The following is a 15,016-nucleotide window of genomic DNA, read 5'->3' as shown; positions in this document are numbered from 1 at the left end:
AGATCTGAAGGACAGATCTGAAGGACACCCACTTTGTGAGGGAAAGGCCTTGCTATCGCGGCTGAGCGCATCTAAGTTCTGAAGCATCTGATTCCATGGAAGGAGTCCACGATGACCCAACCCCGCTCATCCCTCGTGTCCGTCGAGGACACGCCCTGGTACCACGTCGTCTCCCGCTGCGTTCGGCGCGCCTTTCTCTGCGGAGAGGATCGCGTGTCCGGACACAACTTCGAGCATCGCCGCGAATGGATCGAGACGCGGATCCTGGAGCTGGCCGCGATCTTTACCATCGATGTGGCTGCCTATGCGGTCATGAGCAATCACTACCATGTGGTGGTACGACTGGACCCTGAACGCGCAGCCTCGCTGGATACCGAGTCCGTACTGCAGCGCTGGACGCGCCTGTTCTCTGGCCCCGAACTGGTTAGGCAGTATCTGTCGCCTCGACGGAAGACGATGTGCCACGCACAGTTACGGCGGGTCGAGGAGTACGCCCAAACGTATCGGAACCGGCTGGCAGATCTGTCGTGGTTCATGCGTGTGCTGAATGAATCCATCGCACGACAGGCCAACGAGGAGGAAGGCGTCAAGGGACGATTCTGGGAGGGGCGCTTCAAGAGTCAGGCCCTGCTGGATGACGCAGCCGTGCTGGCGGCCATGAGCTACGTGGACTTGAATCCGGTCCGTGCCGGGATGGCCGAAGCCTTGCACGAGTGTGACCACACTTCGCTGAAACGGCGTATCCGCCCGGAGGCCGAGGATGATTCGGCGTGCGCGCCCAGCAACATTTCCCACCGTCCCGGGGCATGCAGTGCACCGGGGACGTTACGCCCCGAAATTGAGCTGCGATCGCTTCCCCGCGCGCCACTGATGCCGTTTGATGCAAGCGGCCAGTTCGAACCGGCGATCCCATTTGCGTTCGAGGATTACCTGGAGCTGACGGACACATTGGGGCGCTGCGTACATCCGACGAAACGAGGATCGATTCCCGCGCACCGCCCTCGCCTGCTCGACCAGCTGGGCATGGATGCCGAAGCCTTTATCCGGCGATCCAGCCGTCTATTGCGCGCGTTCGGCTCGGCCATTGGCGCACCGGAGCAGTTGGTGAGCCTCGCCGAACGTCGACAGTGCCGCTACCTCCGAGGAATCTCCATGGCGCGGGCGCTGTTCGCCCGCCCTGCTGCTTGAACCCGAGCGCAGGACGTCGACTTGGCATGGATGAATTTCGGTTGTTTGGGCCGCTCGCGGCCGGTTCGATCCACGTTGTTCCGCGGCACTGTTGGCGAGTTAGGCCTTAGTGGGGCTCACGTGGGCCCCAAAAGAAAGAGCCACCCGGGCTTCCGTTCCTGGGCGGCTCTAGCGAAGGCATCCCTGCCTTCGCGGTTGAAAGTAGCACATCGTTTGCCAATTTCTAGATGTATTTCCCGTTTTTCGTCGAACGGCCCTATGCGCCGACTGAGCGGTACTTCCTCCAACAGAGCAACGATTGTTTTATCTTTCGATTGCAGGCTGAACACCAGGCAATGCGCTTAGCCTAGCTCTGCTGAAGAATCAGGGGAGAGTGCGGCGACGGACATGGCAGCGACGTCCCTGGCGCATTGCCCCGGAAGCCGTTGCCCCCGAGATGTGGATAGACACTAAACCGGAGTCACCGTCACTGAAAGGGCGTCAGCAGTTGCACAGGGACTTTGCGGGGCACCCAACCCAAGGCCCAGGCCTCCGCGGTGGATCAACCGGACTCGGCGGGCTTGCATGCGTGAATCTGCACGACAGCACCACGGCCCGTATGAAAAACACCTTCAACCACGTCACGCTCGACCTCGACCGCATGAATGAACTCAAGGCCGGTCAGTTCATCACGCAGCTCTGGCAGATTCATCATAAGTGCCTCGGTAGGCGGTCCCCCGGTTCCCAGGGCCAGTTGCGCCGGCGTATACCCCTCCAGAATGAAACGCCCGCCAGGCCTCAAGCCAGCGACCGCCTCCCGATGTAGCCGACGCCGAGTATCGGGCGGCAGATGGCAGAAAATCGAGACGACAAGGTCCCAACGGTTCGGCTGGATACTGTAGTCGGTCAGATCCGCGACTTCCGTCCGGATCGCGACATGACGTTGCGTCGCAAGACGCTCGGCCTTCTCCAGACCTACTGACGAACTATCCACCGCCAGCACACCGAACCCACGTTCGGCCAGAAAGACCGCGTTTCGTCCCTCACCTTCGGCCAGGCAAAGAGCTTTCCCAGGCGGAACCCCCGAGATCTGCTCGGCCAGGAAATCGTTCGGCCGAGTACCGTAGACATACTCATCCGTGGCGTACCGTTCATCCCACATCAATCGACTCCACCCGTTGGTTCCTTGCCCTCAAGTATGTGCAGGACACCCACTTTGTGGGCGAGCACCTGCCCTGCGCAGCTAAGGGACACCCACTTTGTGGGCGGGTTCGCGGCTGCCAGCCAATTGCCGGAAAGCGGAGTTTCGCCTACTCTTGCACGCCTTTCCGGACTGGTCCACGGCGAGCCCGCCGCGCCGCCGAAATGTCGAACCACCAGCGAACCACCAGAGTCCAGAACCGCCATGAGCGCACCGACCTCGCTACGCCAGCGCCTCGAGCATTTTATCGAAGCCCGTCTCACCCAGCGCGCAATCATCGCGCTGATCCTGCTGAACGCCGTGACGCTTGGGTTGGAGACGTCCGATACCGTAATGGGCTGGATGGGCCCGGTGATCCTCACGGCAGACGCCGTCATCCTGTCGATCTTTACGGCCGAGGTACTGGCCAAGCTGTTTGTCTATCGCCTGAGTTTCTGGCGCAACCCCTGGAATGTCTTCGACTTCTTCGTGGTGGGGATCGCACTCATCCCGGCCTCCGGACCGTTCTCGGTATTGCGCGTGCTGCGACTGCTGCGCCTGGTATCGATGGTGCCCAAACTGCGCTTTATCGTGGAGGCGCTCCTGCGGGCCATCCCCGGGATCGTGTCGATCATGGGCCTGCTGGTGCTGATCTTCTACGTGTTCGCGATCATCGCGACCGGGCTGTTCAGCGACTCGTTCCCGCAAAAATTCGGGACGCTCGGGGCCTCGATGTACAGCCTGTTCCAGGTAATGACACTGGAAGGCTGGTCCGAAGACATCGCACGCCCGGTGATGGAGATCTACCCCTGGGCCTGGGCGTTCTTTGTGCCATTCATCCTGATCGCCACGTTCACCGTGCTGAACCTGTTCATCGCGATCATCGTGGACGCGATGCAGCGCATGCATGATCGCGCAATCGAGATCGAGCAGCAGATGATCCATGACAGCGTGCACGAGGAGAACAAGGCGCTGCACTCGGAGATCCACGAGCTGCAGCAGGAGACGGTCAAGCTTCAGGAACGCCTCATCCGCATGCAGAGCATGCTGGAGAAGCGGGTGAAGTGACGGCCTGACGGGGGACGGCGTGCGCACGGTTCGCGTGCGAGCACGCTCCCACACGGTCCGGGATGCCCTTGCCCTCGGGGCCCACGGAAATCCGTAGGATGCAATGAGCGCAGCGAATTGCATCAATGCCGCGTCGCGCCTGCGACCGGTGCGTTTCGCGAGGCTCAACGCACCCTACGCGTCCTCGAACGCGCAGGGGCCGCTGGATCAGGCGCTGGCGGCGGCCGGCTCGGCGGTGCGTTCGCCCAGGCGGCGGCCGGTCGCATTGAGCACGGCCTGCAGCGTAGCGGCGGTCGTGTCCTCGCCCAGCGCGACACCGACGGAGCGCTCGCCGTCGACTTGCACGTCCACCGCGGCCATGGCGCGCGCCTCGGTGCCCGACTCCATCGCGTGCTCGTCAAAGTGGCTCACCTTGACCTCGACCCCCCGGTCGGCCTTCATCGCGGCGGTCAGGGCCTCGACCGCGCCGTGGCCCTCGCCCTGCAGGCGCGACTCGCGCCCGGGCGGGCCCATGGTCGCGTCCAGCCGTACCACCGGGCCTTCCTTCTCGATTTCGTAGCGCACCAGATCCCAGCCGGCGACCGGCGTCAGATAGTGCTGCTCGAACAGCTCGTGGATGCGCTGCGAGGAGACCTCGACCTGCGAGGTCTCGGCGTCTTTCTGCACGATGCGGGCGAACTCGATCGCCAGCCAGCGCGGCAGCTCGATGCCGTAGTCGCGCTCCAGCACGTGGGATACCCCACCCTTGCCGGACTGACTGTTGATGCGCACAACCTCCTCATAGCGCCGGCCCAGATCGCTCGGGTCGATCGGCAGGTACGGCACGTTCCAGTGGCCACCCTTCTCCTTGTAGTGCGCCAGTCCCTTGCGGATCGCATCCTGGTGGCTGCCAGAAAACGCGGTGTACACCAGCTCGCCGGCCCACGGGTGGCGCGGATGGACGGGCATGTCGGTGCACTCCTTGTACACGTCCATCAGCCGTTCCATGTCGGACAGGTCAATGGTCGGGTCGATCCCCTGCGAATACAGGTTCATGCCGACGGTGACCAGGTCCATGTTGCCGGTGCGCTCGCCGTTGCCGAACAGCGTGCCCTCCAGACGGTCGGCCCCGGCCAGCAGGCCCAGCTCGGCCGCGGCCACGCCGGTACCGCGGTCGTTGTGCGTATGCAGCGACACGCAGAAGTGCTCGCGGTACTGCACATGGTCGCAGAACCACTCGACCTGGTCGGCGAACACGTTCGGCGTGGCCGACTCGACCGTGGCCGGCAGGTTGATCACGACCTTCTGGCCCTGGTCCGGGCGCCAGATCGCGTTCACGGCATCCACGACCTCGACCGCGTAGTCCAGCTCGGTGGTAGAGAAGCTCTCCGGCGAATACTGGAAGATCCAGTCCGTCTGCGGATACTTCGCCGCATAGTCACGCACCCAGCGCGCGCCGTTCTCGGCGATGCCGCGGATGCCGGCACGGTCCATGCGGAAGACCTGCTCGCGCTGCGCCGGGTTGGTGGAGTTGTACACGTGCACCACCGCGCGCGGCGCGCCCTCCAGCGCGGCGAAGGTCTTCTGGATCAGATCCTCGCGCGCCTGCGTCAGCACCTGCACGTACACGCCCTCGGGGATCCGGTCCTCCTCGATCAGACGGCGGGTGAAGTCGTAGTCGATCTGCGAGGCGGAGGGGAAGCCGATCTCGATCTCGGTCAGACCGATATCCACCAGCACCTCGAAGAAGCGCATCTTCTGCTCGACGCTCATCGGGTGCACCAGCGCCTGGTTGCCGTCGCGCAGGTCCACCGCGCAGAAACGCGGCGCAACCGTGGTGCGCTGCGCCGGCCAGCGGCGGTCCGCCTTGTCGATCGGCGGGAACGGGGCGTACTTGGTGTGATCGAAGGCCATCTTGATTCTCTCCTGGGGCCGCGGCTTTCCGTCGCGGCGATTGGTCCACTTGCACATTATCCTAACGAATTTGCGCGGACAGAACCTTGCTTTTTTCGCATATAGCGGGAGATAAGAGGCTGTTTATTGCTTTAAATAGCCTATCTGGCGCAATATTCCACCATGGAACCGCGACCGCACAAGCTCGACCGCTTTGACCGTCACATCCTGGAGATCCTGCAGGAGGACGCCAGCCTGTCGAACCAGGCCCTCGCCGAGCGCGTGGGGCTGAGCCCCTCGCCCTGCCTGCGGCGCGTTCGGGCACTCGAGCAGGCCGGCATCCTGATCCGGCGCGTGGCCCTGCTCGACCGGCGCGCCCTGGGGCTGGAACTGACCGCGCTGATCCACATCGGCATGGACCGCCACACCCCGGAGCGCTTCGCACGCTTCGAGGAGGCGATCGCCAGCTACCCCGAGGTGCAGCACCTGTATCTGATCACCGGGCAATCGGCGGACTACATGCTGCAGGTCGTCGTGCCGGACATGGACGCCTATCAGGACTTCCTGCTGCGGCGGGTGACCCGGCTGGAGGGGGTGGATTCGGTGCACTCGAGCTTCGTCCTGCGCCGGGTGGTGGACCGCACCTCGCTGCCGCTGGACTACATCCGCGACTGACGACGGGCCGCGACCCTCCCTCCGAAACGGCTCCGATGGCTCAGCGCTTCCCTCAGCGCCCGCCGAACTGGGGCAGCAGACGCGCGGGCAGCAGGTGAATGAGGATGAAGCCCAGCATCGCAGCGACGACGATCGTCGGCCCGGTCGGGGTGTCGTACTGGAACGAACCCCAGACGCCGACGAGCACCGCCAGCATGCCGATCACACCGGCCAGGAACGCCATTTGCTCCGGCGTCGACGCGAAGCGCCGGGCACTCGCGGCCGGAATGATCATCAACGCCGTAATCAGCAAGACGCCGACCACCTGCATCGCGGCCGCGATCACCAGCGCGATCAGCAGCATCAGCCCCAGGCGCACGGCCAGCACCGGCACACCCTCGACCCGCGCCAGTTCCTCGTGCACCGTCAGCGCCAGCAGCGGTCGCCAGAGCAGCACCAGCAGCAACAGCGCAATGCCGCCGCCTATGGCAATCGCCAGCAGGTCATTCGTCCCCACCGCGAGGATGTCGCCGAACAGATAGGCCATCAGGTCCACCCGCAGGCCCTCGATAAAGGTGACCGCCACAATCCCCAGCGACAGCGCGCTGTGCGCCAGGATCCCCAACAAGGTGTCCGAAGCCAGCTCCTGACGGCGCTGCAGGATCACCAGCAGCACGGCGATCGCGACACAGACGATGGTCACCATCAGGTTGAGATTCGTCCCCAGCAGGAACCCGAGCGCCACCCCCAGCAGGGCGGAATGCGAGATCGTGTCGCCGAAATAGGCCATACGCCGCCAGACCACGAAGGCACCCAGCGGACCGGCCACGGCCGCCACCATCAGCCCTGCCAGCACCGCGCGGAACAGGAAGTCATCCAGCCAGGCTTCGATCATCGTTTCGGCGTTCCCTGTCCGTGATGGTGGGCGTGGCCACAGCCGTGCGACCCGCCCGTTCCGTTGTCGTCCAGATCATGCACCTCGCCGTGCAGGTCGTGGACATGGTTGTGGTCATGTTTGTAGATACCGATGCCTTGCACATCGGCGGTGGGGAACAGGCGCTGGTACTCCGGGTGGCGCGAGACCTCCTCCGGCCGGCCGGTACAGCAGACATGCTGGTTCAGACAGATCACGGCATCTGCACCCGCCATGACCAGATGCAGGTCATGCGAGACCATCAGCACCCCGCAGCCTGTCTCGCGCCGAATGTCATCGATCAGGCGAAAGACCTCGCCCTGCCCGACGATATCCACGCCCTGCGCCGGCTCGTCCAGCACCAGCAGATTGGGCCGGTTGAGCAGCGCCCGCGCCAGCAGCACTCGCTGCATCTCGCCCCCGGACAGGGATTGCACCGGCTTGTCCAGCAGGTGCGGGACACCCACCCTTTCCAGGTGCGCCAGCAGCTCGGCCCTCGGCGCGCGCTGGCGCAGCGTCAGAAACCGCCGCACCGACAACGGCAGCACCGGTTCGATCTGCAGGCGCTGCGGCATGTAGCCGATGCGCAGCCCGCGCCGGCGCTTCACCTGCCCCCGCGTCGGCTGCCACAAGCCCAGCAACACACGCAACAATGAAGTCTTGCCCGCGCCGTTGGGGCCGATCACCACCGCGACCTCGGCCGGCGGGATCTGCACCGAGACCCGGTCGAGAATCAGCTTGCCCCCCCGCTCCAGGGAGATATCACGGGCGTCCAGCAGCGGGCTGTGGTCCGATTCCGGTGCGGACATGGTGGCAGGGCTTCCCTTGTTCATGTTGATATACTATAACGTTCTCTAATTCCGATCCGACACCCTGGAGACCCTGCCATGCACTCGCGCCCGCGCCACCCCTTCGGGATTTCGCTGACGGTCAGCCTGCTGGCCATCCTGGGCCTCCTGCTCCCGGGCATGGCCGCCGCGGACAAGCCGCGCATCGTCGCGACCATTCTACCGATTCACAGCATCGTCGCCGCCCTGGGCGAGGACGCCTTCGACGTGGAACTGCTGGTCCCCGCCACGGCTTCGCCGCACGGATATTCCATGCGGCCATCCGAGGCGCGCCGTCTGCAGAACGCGGACATGGTGGTCTGGGTCGGCCCGGATCTCGAGACCTTTCTGGAGCGCCCGCTCCGCCGTGCCGGCGACCGCGAAATTATCAGCCTGATGAACGACCTCGACCTGGACCTGAAGCCCACGCGCGAAGGGGGCGTCTGGGAGCATCACCACGACCACGGGGACGATGATCACGGCCATGGCAACCATGACCACGATCACAACGGCCATGGCCACAGCCACGACGATGGGCACTCCGACGATAATCATGGCCACAACGGCCATGACCACAACCATGATCACGGCCACCACGACGAGGCCCATGGACACGACCATGATCACCATCACGGCGACTACGATGCCCACATCTGGCTCTCGCCCGCAGTGGTGCGCTCGATCACCGAACAGCTCGCCGACAAGCTCATGCAATGGGATCCGGAACGCGCCGAAATCGTGGAGGCCAACCGTGACGCCCTTCTCGAACGGATCGACGATCTGGACGGACGCCTGGCGGAACAGCTCGAGCCGGTACGCGACCAGGCCTTTATCGTGTTCCACGACGCCTACCAGTACTTCGAGCAGCACTACGGCCTGAATGCCGCCGGTTCGATCAGCATCGACCCCTCGCGCAGCCCGGGACCACGACGCATCAGCGAACTGCGTGAACGGGTCGCAGATGGCGACGTGGTCTGCCTGTTTACCGAGCCGCAATTCCGTCCGGCCCTGGCCGAGACCGTGGCCGAGGGAACCGATACACGGCTCGGCGTGCTGGATCCGGTCGGTGCCGAACTGGAGCCCGGGCCGGATGCCTGGTTCGAACTGATGCAGAACATGGCGGACGGCTTTGCCGGCTGCCTGGGTAAGGAATAGCCCGCGGGACAAGCCAAGGCGGTGCGTTTCGCTGCGCTCAACGCACCCTACGCGGTTGGTTAAACGCCGGGGCTCATCCAATCGCTTCGGCCGAGGCGGCCACGGCTACACGGTTGCGGCCCTCGCCCTTGGCGCGATACAGCGCCTCGTCGACCCGACGCAACAACCCTGTACGTGGCTCGCCCGCGCAGAAGGCCGCCACACCGAGGCTGATCGTGACCCGGCCGGCCTCCGGGAAATCATGCCCCTCCACCCGCGCCCGCATGGTCTCCGCGACCCGCGCGGCATCCGCCTCTTGAGCACCCGGCAGCAGGACCATGAACTCCTCGCCGCCCCAGCGCCCGAGAACGTCGGCATCGCGCAGACGTTCCGCGATCACGCGAGTCACCTCCTGCAGCACGACATCCCCCGCCGCGTGGCCAAAGGTGTCGTTGACCCGCTTGAAGTGATCGAGATCGAGCATCACCAGGGCAAAAGGCGCCCCGTAGCGGTCGGCACGCGCCAACTCGCGATTGAGCAGCGTTTCGAAGTAGTGGCGGTTGGCCACACCGGTCAGGCGATCGTAATAGGCCTGACGCTTCAGCTCCGCATTGGCGCGCTGTAGTTCCAGCTCCACCTGCTTGAGGTCGGTGATATCCACCGCGGTTCCCGCCACTCGGCTCACTCGCCCGTCCTCGTCCAGCACCTGGTAACGATGCACGTGTAGCCAGCGTTCGCTACCGTCCGCACGACGCAGGCGGAAGTTGTCTTCCACATGCGCCGCGCTCAAAGGGTTGTCCAGGAAGCGTCGTTCCACGCGCTCGCGGTCTTCCGGGTGCACGGCCTCCAGCATCGAACGCGGATCGCGATAGAGGAGATCCCGGCTTTGCCCCCAGATCCGCTCGAAGGCCGGATTCACGTACAGGATCCCGTCTTCGTCCTGTAGCCAGAACACCTCGTTCACGCTGCCCGCCAGCTGGCGGAAGCGTGCCTCGCTCTCGCGCAGGGCCTCCTCCACCGCCTTGCGCTGCGAGAGGTCGCGCAGGATGGTCGAGACCTGCCGGATCTCGCCCTGGTCGTCGCGGCGAACAATAATCACCTGTGAAGCCGGGATCTCCCTGCCCTGTCCGTCCAGTATCGCCGTCTCGCCTTCCCAGACCCCGTCGCGCATCGCAATCGGAGCGGCCTCTTTCAGGATGCGCTCGGCCGCCCACGGTGGCTGGAACCGCTGGACGGCACTCTCGATCGAGCGGGTTTCGGGCGGCAGCCCCCAGGTGTTCCAGCCGTTTTCGGGCGTCCACGGTTCGCCCGTCATGGGCGGCAGACCAAACAAGCGGCGACCAGCAGAGTTCAGGAATTTCATGTCGCCAGATGGCCCGTGCATCGCGACCACGTCGGGCGTATGTTCCAGGATCCCCACGAGGCGGCGCTGGTTTTCCTCCAGGGCGCGCCGCTCGGTCACGTCCTGCACGGTCCCCATCAACCGGCGTGGCTTGCCGTTGTCGTCGCACTCGACCGCACCGCGTACATGGACCACTCGTTCCTGTCCATCGGGGCGCAGGGCCCGAAAGTGAATATCGTATTCGCCGCTCTCCAGTGCCGCCTCGACTGTCTTTGCCACCTCGCGCCGGTCCTCGGGATGCACGGCCTGCAGAAACCCCGCGTAGTTGGCTTCCTGCTCACCCCGCCTGAGGCCGAAGATGCGATAGACCTCGTCCGACCAGCGGGTGCGATCCTCACGGATATCCCAGACCCAGCTGCCCATGTGTGCAATGCGCTGTGCAGCGGCCAGCTCCTCGCCACGCTCGCGCAGGGCATCTTCCATCGCCACCTGTTCGGTAATGTCGATCATGACGCCGTGCCAGACGATAACGCCACCGGCGCGCGCCTCGGGCGTCGAACGGCCCTCGACCCAGATCGTCCCGCGCAGCGGGTGGCGAACTCGGAAGCGAGCACGCCAGGGCTCCAAGGACCGCGCCGAATCCTCCATGCTGGCCTGGATGCGAGGCAGGTCATCCGCGTGTACCGTTGCAAAGGCCGCGTCCGCGCTGTCCTGAACCAGCCCCGGGCTGAGCCCGAACACGCGCCGCACCCCATCACTGACGAACGTGAACGCCTGCCGCCCATCCGGATACAGGTGGTACTGGTAGATCGCCCCGGGCAAATGGGCGGTGGCCTTGTTCAGCTGTACTTCCCTTTCCGCCCGGGCCGTCTGGTCCTGGAACGACACCACCACACCATCGACCCGACCGGCCACATCAAATGTTGGCGCCGCAAAGACGCTCACCGGAAAATGGGAGCCGTCGGCCCGCACAAAAGAGTCGTCCCACGGTTCATCCGACTGGCCCGTCTCCAGGACCCGAAGAATCGGGCAGGCTTCTTTGGGATAGGGCTCCCCACCCACCAGTGAGTGATGGTTGGTCGAGTGGGCATCGCGCCCGAGTGCCTCCGCCTCGCTTTTGAACCCCAGCAGACGGCAGGCCGCCGGGTTGAGAAAGGTGTAGCGGCCGTAACGATCCAGGCCGAATACGCCTTCCGCCAGGCTGGCCAGCAAGCGATTCTGAAAGGCCTCGGCCGCGCGCACCTCGGTGACGTCCTCGATCACGCCATCGAAGACCGGTTGTCCATCCTCGTCCTGGGTGCGATACGCGGTCACGCGCGCCCGAAAGGCCCGACCGCGCAGCGTCTGCAGGTCGAGTTCGCGACCGACCACGCGGCCGTGCATCTCCAGATCGCGACTGAATGCCTCGCGGGCATCCGGATCGCGATACAGAACTTGCACTGGCGTCGCGCGCAGCTGCGCCTCGGACTCGGCCTCAAACAGCGCCACCATAGCCGGATTGAGCCAGACAAAGCGGCCTTCCGGCCCGGGCGTGTTGCGATAGACCCCCACCGGAAGGCGTCGGAACACGCCCCCATAAAACTCGAGTTCGCGCTCGTAGCGCCGGGCCTCGGATACATCGTGAATAATCGAGTACAGGTACGTGGTTCCATCCAGGACCACCGGGCCGGAGTACACCTCCACCTCCCGAATCTCGCCGCCGTGGATACGGTGGCGAAACCGGAAGAAACGGCGTTCCTCGTTCTTCGCACGTTGCATCTCGACCCGCACGTCTTCCGCCGACAGCGTGTTGATGTCGTGGATATACATGCCCTTGAGGGTGTCGGCCGAATAGCCGTAGAAGCTCACCGCGGCGGGGTTGGCATCGACAATCCGGCCATCCGCCGGGTTGATCAGCAGCTTCGGTGCGGTATTGGCGGTAAACGTCTGCTCGTAGACCTGGGCTGCAGAATCGCCCCCGGGCCTGCGCTGAACGGTCACGACGCGCCCATCGTCATCCGGCACCAGCGTCAACGTACAGGAGAGCGAGGCCCCTTCCGGTGCAGCCGGCGCGAGCATGTCCACGCTCAGGGTCACCTCGGATGTGGCCGAACGCTGCAACGCGTCCGCCAGCGATGGCCGCTGTTCGGGCGCGATGCAGTCCACCAGTGCACTGCCCTGCAGATCAGCCGGCGAGCACTCGAGCCACTCAGCCAGGCGGGCATTGACCGTGCAGATGGCACCGGCTGCGTCGAGGCGGGCCAGGCCTACTGCAATGTGCTCGCATTGAATGGGGTCGGCGCCTTCGGTGCTCGCCATTCAGCTCACTCTGCCCAGAGCCCGGGGTCCAATGAAGTAGTCAATCATCCAGCCGCACGACCCGATTGCGCCCGCCCTTCTTGGCCACGTACATGGCCTCGTCCGCTCGCTTCACCCAGTCCCTGATCGACTCACCGGGGCGGCACTCCGCAACCCCCAGACTAATCGTCACAAGGCCCACACAGGGGAATGCCGTAGCAGTGACCTGCTCGCGCAGCTGTTCGGCCACATGCTGGCCACGCTCCGCGTCCGTTCCGGGCAGCAGGACCACAAACTCCTCGCCACCCCAGCGTCCCAGTACATCCGCCTCGCGCAGACGACCCTTCAGGGCATGCACCAGGAAGCGCAGGACCTCGTCGCCCACCTCGTGGCCGAACGTATCGTTGATACGCTTGAAGTGGTCGATATCCAGCAGCAGTAGCGAGCAGGGATGCGCGTAACGCTGCGCACGGCGCGCCTCCTGATCCAGGAGCGTCTCGAAGTAGCCACGGTTGGCGGCATCGGTCAGCGGGTCGTAGAAAGCCTGGTGCTCCAGGGCGGCCTCGAGTTCTTTCTGCCGCGTGATGTCGTGGAACATCGCGATGTAGTACTCGATCTCGCCCTGATCGTCGTGGATCGCGGTAACGACCTCGTGCAGGGGGAAGATCTCGCCATTCTTGCGGCGATTCCAGATCTCGCCCTGCCAGTGGCCCGTCTCACGCACCGTGCGGAACATCTCCTGGTAGAAGTCGCGATCCTGGCGCCCGGAATTCAGGATGCGCGGATTTGCCCCCACGGCCTCCTCTTCGGTATATCCTGTGAGCTGCGTGAACGTTGCGTTCACACGCTGGATGGTGCCCTCAACGTCCGTGATGAAGATGGCCTGGCTGGACTCGAAGGTCGCGGCCAGCAGACGCTGCTCCTGTTCGAGGTGATACTGCTCGGTAATATCCTGCACCGTGCCGACCATGCGCGCGGGCGTGCCGCAGGGGCTGAGCTCCACGGAGGCTAGCTCGCGCACCACGCGCTCTGTACCGTCCGGCCGCAGGATGCGGTGGGTCACATCGAACTGCTCCAGACCAGCCAGGGCTCGGTCTACCGCCGCCTGTACGCGTTCACGGTCCCCCGGGTGGACCGCCTGCATGAACGCCCCATGCGTGCCCTCCCAGCGGGATCGTTCCATCCCGAAGATGCGATAGACCTCATCCGACCAGCGAATCTCGTGCTTCTGGAAATCACTGATCCAGTTGCCGACATGCGCGATGCTTTGTGCCAGGGCCAGTTCCTGCTCACTTCGGTGCAGAGCATGCTCGGCGCGCACCCGCTGCGTGATGTCCAGGATCACGCCGTGCCAGAGCACACTCCCGTCGTCCAGAGCCTCCGGACTCGCGTGGCCCTCCAGCCAGGTCTCGCCGCGTTCGGGACTCATCACGCGATAGCGCTGCAACCAGGGTTCCAGCGATCGCATCGACGCTTCGATGCTCGCGCGGATGCGTTCCACGTCCTCCGGGTGGATCACGCGGAACACCGCCGCGGCATCGCGCATCGCCTCCTCGGGTGCAATCCCGAATATATCGGTCATCCCCTCGCTAGCGTATGGGTAGCAGCCACGCCCGTCGGGGTGCTGGCGGTACTGGTAAATCACGCCGGGCAGGTTGCGGGCGATCTTTTCCAGGTGGCGCTCGGTCTCGACGCGCGCGCCGATATCCTGAAAAGCACCCACCAGTTCGGTCACCGCACCGGTTGCATCACGAATGGCGGTGATCTGGTCCTCCAGCCACTGCCAGTGGCCGTTGGGCATCCGCTGGCGGTAGTTCAGGCGGCAGAACCCTTGGGCCCCGTCGGACAGCCAGCGCCGCACCTGGCTGACGCAGCGGCCATAGTCCTCCGGGGCGATGTGGGTTGTCAGCCAGTCCGGGTTCGAGCTGATCTGCTCCGGGGCCCAACCGGTCACCGAGACCGAGTTGCGGCTGAGCCAGGTCATGGTGCCGAGGTTGTGCGGATCCATGGTGTAGATCACCGCGGGGCTGGCATGCAGCAGGCTGTCCATACGCTGCTCGGCCTGCTTGCGCGTATCGATATCGGCAACAGCCGCCAGTAGCGCCTCCGGGCTATCAATCGTCGCGGGGATACGGCTGATACTGATCTCGACCCAGCGGGCAAGGCCTGTGGCGTCCACCAGGCGAACCTCGACCTGGCAGTTGGGGCAGCCACCGTCAAGCAGACCACGGCGCCGCGCCTCGCAGGGCTCGACATCCTCGGGGAGCAGGCGCTCGCGCAACCATCCCCCGACCAGATCCCCAGGGTCGCAGGCCAGCATCTCCCCCAGACGCGGGTTCGCGCGCAGGATGCGCCCCTCCGTGTCCATCTCGGCCAGCCCAACCGGGGCATGCTCGAACAGCGCGGCGTAGCCGTGGGCCGCACAAATCTCCGTCATTCCTAGTCCTTGCCCGTCTCGAAAAGGCCTGCCTGGCCTTTCCTCCCCCTGGCGGGAGTATCCACGGACCCGTTAATGAATCCTTATAGTCGGTCTAAACCCTACCACAGGGGTCGGAATTTTTCGTATACCCCCGCAAGAATCG

At 64.7% G+C, this 15,016-nt stretch carries 10 protein-coding genes; 4 read left to right on the top strand and 6 right to left on the bottom strand.

All coding sequences use genetic code 11. The features are described from left to right. Positions 1-111 precede the first annotated feature (111 nt). Positions 112-1,188, top strand: a complete 1,077-nt coding sequence (locus tag C936_RS0108790) for a transposase (RefSeq protein ID WP_018648977.1) — start codon at positions 112-114, stop codon at positions 1,186-1,188. A gap of 541 nt (positions 1,189-1,729) precedes the next feature. Here C936_RS0108790 and C936_RS0108785 read toward each other — a convergent pair. Beyond that, positions 1,730-2,329: a bifunctional 2-polyprenyl-6-hydroxyphenol methylase/3-demethylubiquinol 3-O-methyltransferase UbiG gene (locus tag C936_RS0108785; protein ID WP_018174802.1), complete on the bottom strand. Its 600-nt coding sequence runs from the start codon at positions 2,327-2,329 to the stop codon at positions 1,730-1,732. Between the two features lie 243 nt (positions 2,330-2,572). Between C936_RS0108785 and C936_RS0108780 the strand changes: the two genes are divergently transcribed. Continuing rightward, on the top strand, positions 2,573-3,415 hold the full coding sequence (locus C936_RS0108780) for an ion transporter (protein ID WP_018137932.1): 843 nt from the start codon (positions 2,573-2,575) through the stop codon (positions 3,413-3,415). 207 nt (positions 3,416-3,622) lie between these two features. Here C936_RS0108780 and C936_RS0108775 read toward each other — a convergent pair whose 3' ends face one another. After that, the gene (locus C936_RS0108775; RefSeq protein ID WP_018174801.1) at positions 3,623-5,308 is read right to left on the bottom strand and encodes a 2-isopropylmalate synthase; all 1,686 of its coding nucleotides are present in this window, start codon (positions 5,306-5,308) and stop codon (positions 3,623-3,625) included. 162 nt (positions 5,309-5,470) lie between these two features. Between C936_RS0108775 and C936_RS0108770 the strand changes: the two genes are divergently transcribed. After that, a complete protein-coding gene (locus C936_RS0108770; protein WP_018174800.1) occupies positions 5,471-5,962 on the top strand; it encodes an Lrp/AsnC family transcriptional regulator in 492 nt (163 codons plus the stop codon). 52 nt (positions 5,963-6,014) lie between these two features. On the opposite strand, the gene znuB is transcribed toward C936_RS0108770, so the two are convergent. After that, complete coding sequence (gene znuB / locus C936_RS0108765) at positions 6,015-6,836, bottom strand: zinc ABC transporter permease subunit ZnuB (RefSeq protein WP_012983078.1); 822 nt, start codon at positions 6,834-6,836, stop codon at positions 6,015-6,017. Beyond that, a complete protein-coding gene (znuC, locus tag C936_RS0108760; RefSeq protein ID WP_012983079.1) occupies positions 6,833-7,663 on the bottom strand; it encodes a zinc ABC transporter ATP-binding protein ZnuC in 831 nt (276 codons plus the stop codon). Before znuC ends, znuB begins: the two co-directional genes overlap by 4 nt. A 78-nt stretch (positions 7,664-7,741) precedes the next feature. On the opposite strand from znuC, the gene C936_RS0108755 reads away from it, so the two are divergent. Then, positions 7,742-8,836, top strand: coding sequence for a zinc ABC transporter substrate-binding protein (locus tag C936_RS0108755; protein WP_018174799.1), 1,095 nt, complete (start codon positions 7,742-7,744; stop codon positions 8,834-8,836). A 73-nt stretch (positions 8,837-8,909) separates the two neighbouring features. Here the strand turns inward: C936_RS0108755 and C936_RS0108750 are convergent, their stop codons facing one another. Beyond that, positions 8,910-12,455 (bottom strand): PAS domain S-box protein, encoded by a 3,546-nt coding sequence (locus tag C936_RS0108750; RefSeq protein ID WP_018174798.1) that lies wholly within the window; start codon positions 12,453-12,455, stop codon positions 8,910-8,912. A gap of 40 nt (positions 12,456-12,495) precedes the next feature. Next, on the bottom strand, positions 12,496-14,871 hold the full coding sequence (locus C936_RS0108745; protein WP_018648978.1) for a PAS domain S-box protein: 2,376 nt from the start codon (positions 14,869-14,871) through the stop codon (positions 12,496-12,498). Between the last annotated feature and the right edge of the window lie 145 nt (positions 14,872-15,016).

It is taken from the genome of Thioalkalivibrio sp. ALJ4, assembly GCF_000377225.1.
GTDB lineage: Bacteria > Pseudomonadota > Gammaproteobacteria > Ectothiorhodospirales > Ectothiorhodospiraceae > Thioalkalivibrio.
The sequence above is the reverse complement of the archived record's forward strand: the minus strand, read 5'-3'. Positions and strand labels throughout refer to the sequence as shown.

Excerpts from the sequence above, each read along its gene's own strand:
- C936_RS0108790 (WP_018648977.1), top strand. The coding sequence starts at position 112 with ATGACCCAACCCCGCTCATCCCTCGTGTCCGTCGAGGACACGCCCTGG.
- C936_RS0108785 (WP_018174802.1), bottom strand. The coding sequence starts at position 2,329 with ATGTGGGATGAACGGTACGCCACGGATGAGTATGTCTACGGTACTCGG.
- C936_RS0108780 (WP_018137932.1), top strand. The coding sequence starts at position 2,573 with ATGAGCGCACCGACCTCGCTACGCCAGCGCCTCGAGCATTTTATCGAA.
- C936_RS0108775 (WP_018174801.1), bottom strand. The coding sequence starts at position 5,308 with ATGGCCTTCGATCACACCAAGTACGCCCCGTTCCCGCCGATCGACAAG.
- C936_RS0108770 (WP_018174800.1), top strand. The coding sequence starts at position 5,471 with ATGGAACCGCGACCGCACAAGCTCGACCGCTTTGACCGTCACATCCTG.
- znuB (WP_012983078.1), bottom strand. The coding sequence starts at position 6,836 with ATGATCGAAGCCTGGCTGGATGACTTCCTGTTCCGCGCGGTGCTGGCA.
- znuC (WP_012983079.1), bottom strand. The coding sequence starts at position 7,663 with ATGTCCGCACCGGAATCGGACCACAGCCCGCTGCTGGACGCCCGTGAT.
- C936_RS0108755 (WP_018174799.1), top strand. The coding sequence starts at position 7,742 with ATGCACTCGCGCCCGCGCCACCCCTTCGGGATTTCGCTGACGGTCAGC.
- C936_RS0108750 (WP_018174798.1), bottom strand. The coding sequence starts at position 12,455 with ATGGCGAGCACCGAAGGCGCCGACCCCATTCAATGCGAGCACATTGCA.
- C936_RS0108745 (WP_018648978.1), bottom strand. The coding sequence starts at position 14,871 with ATGACGGAGATTTGTGCGGCCCACGGCTACGCCGCGCTGTTCGAGCAT.